Origin of the sequence: Mesorhizobium sp. M5C.F.Ca.IN.020.29.1.1 (assembly GCF_003997375.1) — a bacterium.
Classification (GTDB): Bacteria; Pseudomonadota; Alphaproteobacteria; order Rhizobiales; family Rhizobiaceae; genus Mesorhizobium; species Mesorhizobium wenxiniae.
This window is the reverse complement of sequence record NZ_RZSW01000414.1, coordinates 1-5,753: the sequence shown is the minus strand read 5'-3', so window position 1 is coordinate 5,753 and position 5,753 is coordinate 1. Positions and strand designations below refer to the sequence as shown.

Sequence of the window (5,753 nt, the reverse complement as noted above, 5' to 3'; positions counted from 1 at the left end):
ATGGACGGCTATGCCGTGCGGGCCGAGGACGTCGCGTCCGTGCCCGCAAGACTTTCGGTGATCGGCATGGCGCCGGCCGGACGCGGCTTTGCCGGAACAGTCGGCCCGGCGCAGGCCGTGCGCATCTTCACCGGCGCGCCGCTTCCTGCAGGCGCCGACACCATCGTTATCCAGGAGAATGCCAGGGATCTCGGCGGCGGCAGCGTCGAAGTGACCGCGTCGACGGTTGAAGGCCGCAACATCCGCCGCCTCGGGCTCGATTTCTCGAAGGGCGACGTCCTGCTGGAGAGAGGCCGCCCGCTTGATCCGGCGGCATTGTCGCTGGCGGCATCGGCCAACCACCCGCAGGTCAGCGTGGTGAAACGGCCGCTGATCGCCATCATCGCCACCGGCGACGAATTGCTGCCGCCGGGCAGCGACCTTGGCCCCGACCAGATCATCTCGTCCAATGCCTATGGCGTCGCCGCCGCGGCCCGCTCGGTCGGCGCCAGCGCGCTCGATCTCGGCATCGCCCCCGACCGCAAGGAGGCGATCGCCACGCTGGTGAAACAAGCGGTCGACGCAGGCGCCGATGTCATTGTCACGCTGGGCGGCGCCTCGGTCGGCGACCATGACCTGGTCCATGACGTGCTGACCGGTGAAGGCATGACGCTCGATTTCTGGAAAATCGCCATGCGGCCCGGCAAGCCGTTGATGTTCGGGCGGCTGGGCGACATCCGCTGCATCGGCCTGCCTGGCAATCCGGTGGCGAGCCTGGTCTGCACGCAGCTCTTTCTGAAGCCGCTGCTTGCGCGGCTCGGCGGCCGCGCCTTCCGGCAGGACATTCGTCAGGCGCGGCTCGGCGCCGCCATGCCGGCCAACGATCTCAGGCAGGATTATGTACGCGCGGTGGTGAAGGAAGAAGCCGGCACGCCACTGGCGACCCCGTTCGGCGTCCAGGATTCCTCGATGCTCAAAATGCTGGCCGACGCCAACGGGCTGATCGTGCGCGAGCCATTCGCTCCCCCAGCCGCGACGGGCGCCGCGTGCAGCGTACTGATGCTACGCTGAACAAAACGTCAACACATTCATTAAACTTTAAACGGTTGCGGAACACAACTGGAACAGATAGTGTTTGTTCTGGGTTTGTTTTTCTGATTCTGTTGGGGGTCACGATGCTGACACGCAAACAACATGAACTGCTGATGTTCATCCACGAGCGGCTGAAGGAAAGCGGCATTCCGCCCTCGTTCGACGAGATGAAGGAAGCGCTCGACCTCGCCTCGAAGTCGGGGATCCATCGGCTGATCACGGCGCTGGAGGAGCGCGGTTTTATTCGCCGCCTGCCCAACCGGGCCCGCGCGCTGGAGGTGCTGCGCCTGCCCGATTCGATCGCGCCCGGCCTCAATGCGGCGCGCAAATTCTCGCCAAGCGTCATTCAGGGCAGCCTTGGGCAGGGCAGCCTCGGACGACAGATCAAACCGGCGCCTTCGCGCCTGCCCGCGGCCGGCAATGACGACGACGTCGTTGCCACCATCTCCATACCGGTGATGGGCCGCATCGCTGCCGGTGTGCCGATCGACGCCATCCAGCACCAGACGCATTCGATCTCGGTACCACCGGACATGATCACCGGCGGCACGCACTACGCGCTGGAGGTCAAGGGTGATTCGATGATTGAGGCCGGCATTTTCGACGGCGACACGGTCATCATCCGCAACGCCGACACCGCCCAGCCTGGCGAGATCATCGTTGCGTTGGTCGACGAGGAGGAAGCGACGCTGAAGCGGTTCCGCCGCAAGGGCGCCTCGATTGCACTGGAAGCCGCCAATCCGGCCTATGAGACGCGCATCTTCGGGCCGGACCGGGTCAAGGTGCAAGGCAAGCTCGTCGGACTGATCCGGCGTTACTGAGCGGCAGGCTTCTTGGGTTTCTCGGCCCTGCGGTATGGCGGCAAGCCCCTCGCCTCGCGCGAAAATCTCCGCTGCTCGTGCCAGGGCCTATATGGCTGTCTGACGGCAAAACGGATTTCTGCGCGCGTCGTCGCTGATAGCGGATCGAAGAAGACGGCGGCACTGCCCACGCGAGCGAGCTGCCGTTTGGTGACGACGAGAACCAGCGGATTGCGGCAGGGATTATAATAGGCTGTGGCATCGTCGATGACGATCAAATCGGCAAAGGCACAGGCTGGCCGTGCGGTTTTGCGGTCGTCGGCGAGTGCGATGATCGCGCCGGACGGGTGCCGGGCGAGGCACAGGCCGGCAGTGCAGTAGAAGGGCGCTCCAGGCGGCAGGTCGGCCGGGTCGGCGATGTCGAACCGCACGTCTCCTTTTTCGAATGTCTCCGGCTCGACAATGGTCGCTGAAACCAGCGCATGTTTCCAGTTGTCGGTGGTGAATTCGTTCGAACGCACCCGGTTGACGGCAAGTTCGCCGCCGCCGATCGGCAGCGCCACCAGATGCGCATCTTCCGAAATCAGCACATCGGGGGCGCGCGTGTCGGAAATCGTCAGCAGGCCGGCGAGCGCAAAGGGAAGTGCCGCAAGCCGCAACCATGTCGTCGCCATCGTAGCGATGACCAGGGCGACCGTCACCAGCAGAACCGACTGCAACGAGATCAGCCCGACTGCATCGACCGGCGACCGCTCGGAAATCCATCCCGATATTGCGATCATGGCCGTCAGTCCCTTGCCCATCATGTAGAGGAAAGGTCCGTCGAAGCCGAAAGGCATTGCCAGAGCGCTGAGGACGGCCAGGAACATGACGACCGTGACGATTGGCATGACCGCCAGATTGGCGAACAGGCTAAGCGGCGATACGCGCTGGAAGTGCCAGATGGCGAAGAGCGCGGTGGCGCTGCCGGCAATGATGGAGGTCATTGCGATGGTACCTGTCCCAGCGGCGAGTTTTCGCGTGACGAAAGCGACCGGCGACCGTCGCTGTGGCGGCGCCGTGGCCCTGTCGGCACGATAGTCGGACCAGCCGGCATAGGCGCCCACGAGAGCAGCAGTCGCGGCGAAGGACATCTGGAAGCTTGGGCCGACCACCTCGTGCGGCGACACGACGATGACGGCGATGGCAGAAATCGTCAGATTGCGCATGGTAAGTGCCGCTCGGTCGAACAGCACGGCGACAAGCATTACCGCCAGCATGATGAAGCTGCGTTCAGCCGCGACCACGATACCGGAAAAAATGAGATAGGCAGCGATGGAAAGGAGTGCGGCAGCAGCCGCATATTTCTTGACCGGCCGGCGTGACGAAAAATCGGGAAACAGCGCAAAGGCGCCGCGCAGCAATCCCATAATCGTGCCGGCGACAAGCGCCATGTGCAGGCCGGAAATCGAGATGATGTGGTAGATGCCGGTGCGCCGCATCGATTCGTTTATCTCTTCGGGAATGCCGGCACGCACGCCGATGATCAGTGCGGCGGCAATCTCCCCCTCGGCGCCACCAATGCTGTCCCTGATATGGTCGGCAATGTTTTCGCGCGCCTTTTCGATCGAGGAAGAAAGGCGCGCGGCGAACGGCACATCCTCGGAAACGACGATCTTCGGATCGCCGAGGAAAAAGCCACTGGCACCGATACCGGCGAAATAGCTGTCAAAGGAGAAGTCATAACTGTCCGGCCTAACCGGGCCAGTCGGAGGCAAAAGCCGCACATAACCGGTTGCCACCGAGCCTGCAGTTATCTCAGCGGGAATTTTGCGTGCCGAAACCCTGACGCGTCCCGGTGCATAACGCAGTGTCGGCCGGGCGGTCGACATCACGTCGATGGTCAGCCTGATCCGGCCGTTCGCCATCTGATCGAGCCTAACGACACGGCCGGTGAGCTGGGTCTGGATTTCCGAACCGAGCATCTGCGTTCCCGCGCGCCAGGTCTCAACCTTGGCGGCGAGAACACCGAGTGCGCACAGCAACGCTGCCATGAAGCACAGATGCGTCTTGCGCCATGAGCGGGTGACAGCCGCACACAATGCCGTGAGGACCACGACGGCAATGGGCTGCGGAAAGTCCGGTTCGACGGTAAGCGAAAAATAGACGATCACCCCGCACGCCAGAAAAACCGGCACCAGCAGGAAGGCGACGCCGCGGTCGAGTTCCAGGCCGGCTGCCGAGGCCACGCTGTTGCGGATACCGGATGGTGAAAGATGGCTGAGCTGTCGGCGGAAACGAATGACGGGCCCCGGTTGTGGAGCCGGTATTGGCGCGGAGCGCTCCGGCGAAAGAGGCTGGGTGGCCGGGTGCGATGCAGGCAGCAAAGCGGGTAGCGGCTCGGCGTGAGGAACGTCGGCAAACAGCGATCGTTCGCTGACGCTTGTGATCGCGCCCTCGCTCTCGTCCACGCCCCGGCCTGGTCCAGCCATCGGGTCTGCCCCTTGCGCCCTTGACCTCCTATGCTACATGAACGCGCGACGCGCGAAAGTCCGCGCAACCACATCCGTTTCCTGCGCTTGCCTGAGAGTCCCATGTCCGACAAGGTCGTCACCCGTTTTGCCCCCTCGCCCACCGGCTTCCTGCATATTGGCGGGGCGCGCACGGCGCTGTTCAACTGGCTGTATGCGAAACACACTAGCGGCAAGATGCTGCTGCGCATCGAGGACACCGATCGCGAGCGTTCGACCGATGCGGCAACCGCTGCCATTCTCGATGGGCTCGCCTGGCTCGGCCTCACCTGGGACGGCGAGCCGGTATCGCAGCTCGAGCGCGCGCCGCGCCACCGCGCGGTCGCCGAGGAGCTGGTGCGGCTCGGCAAAGCCTATTACTGCTATGCGACGCCGGCCGAGCTGGAGGCGATGCGCGAGAGCGCGCGTGCCAAGGGGCTGCCTCCTCGCTATGACGGCCGCTGGCGCGACCGCGACCCGTCGGAGGCGCCGGCCGGCGCCAAGGGCGCGATCCGCATCAAGGCGCCGGCCGGCGGCGAGACGGTGGTGCATGACCGCGTGCAGGGCGAAGTCCGCTTCCCCAACAAGGATCTCGACGATTTCATCATCCTGCGCTCGGACGGCAATCCGACCTATATGCATGCCGTCGTCGTCGACGACCATGACATGGGCATCACCCACATCATCCGCGGCGACGACCATCTGACCAATGCCGCCCGCCAGATGGTGATCTATCGAGCCATGGACTGGGACGTGCCGTCGATGTCGCATATCCCGCTGATCCATGGCGCCGACGGCGCCAAGCTGTCGAAGCGGCACGGTGCCCTAGGCGTCGAAGCCTATCGTGCCATGGGCTACCTGCCTGAGGCACTGCTCAACTACCTGGCGCGCCTTGGCTGGAGCCACGGCGACGACGAGGTCATGTCGATCGCCGACATGATTGCCTGGTTCGACATCGGCGACGTCAACAAGGGGGCCGCCCGCTTCGACTTCGCCAAGCTCGAGGCGCTGAACGGCGTGCATATGCGCCGCATGAACGACGCCGAATTGCTCGATATCTTCATCGCCACTTTGCCCTATCTGGAAGGCGGCCCGGCGATCGCAGCGCGCCTCGACGATACGCGCAAGGCGCAGTTGCTCGCCGCCCTGCCCGGCTTAAAGGAGCGAGCCAAGACACTGGTTGAGCTGGCCGACGGTGCCGCCTTCCTGTTTGCCGAGCGGCCGCTGCGGATCGACGAGAAGGCGGCGGCGCTGCTCGGCGGTGATGCGCGCGAGATCCTGCGGGGTGCTCATGCGGCACTGAAGGCGATTTCAGGCGACTGGACGGCCGAAGCAGCGGAGGCTGCGATCCGGGAATATGCGGTGGCCGGGGGCCATAAGCTCGGCGCTGTGG

At 64.4% G+C, this 5,753-nt stretch carries 4 protein-coding genes; 3 read left to right on the top strand and 1 reads right to left on the bottom strand.

Annotated elements, in window-relative coordinates:
• The coding region (gene glp / locus EOA85_RS25775) for a gephyrin-like molybdotransferase Glp (protein WP_164759873.1) at positions 1-1,050 on the top strand (1,050 nt) is incomplete at its 5' end.
• 104 nt (positions 1,051-1,154) lie between these two features.
• Complete coding sequence (lexA, locus tag EOA85_RS25770) at positions 1,155-1,892, top strand: transcriptional repressor LexA (RefSeq protein ID WP_065009592.1); 738 nt, start codon at positions 1,155-1,157, stop codon at positions 1,890-1,892.
• Here lexA and EOA85_RS25765 read toward each other — a convergent pair.
• On the bottom strand, positions 1,886-4,342 hold the full coding sequence (locus EOA85_RS25765) for a ComEC/Rec2 family competence protein (RefSeq protein ID WP_127211648.1): 2,457 nt from the start codon (positions 4,340-4,342) through the stop codon (positions 1,886-1,888). The genes lexA and EOA85_RS25765 overlap by 7 nt on opposite strands.
• Before the next feature lie 102 nt (positions 4,343-4,444).
• Here EOA85_RS25765 and gltX point away from each other — a divergent pair.
• The coding region (gltX, locus tag EOA85_RS25760; protein ID WP_127211647.1) for a glutamate--tRNA ligase at positions 4,445-5,753 on the top strand (1,309 nt) is incomplete at its 3' end.

Coding starts and splice junctions, on each gene's coding strand:
- lexA (WP_065009592.1), top strand. CDS start 1,155: ATGCTGACACGCAAACAACATGAACTGCTGATGTTCATCCACGAGCGG.
- EOA85_RS25765 (WP_127211648.1), bottom strand. CDS start 4,342: ATGGCTGGACCAGGCCGGGGCGTGGACGAGAGCGAGGGCGCGATCACA.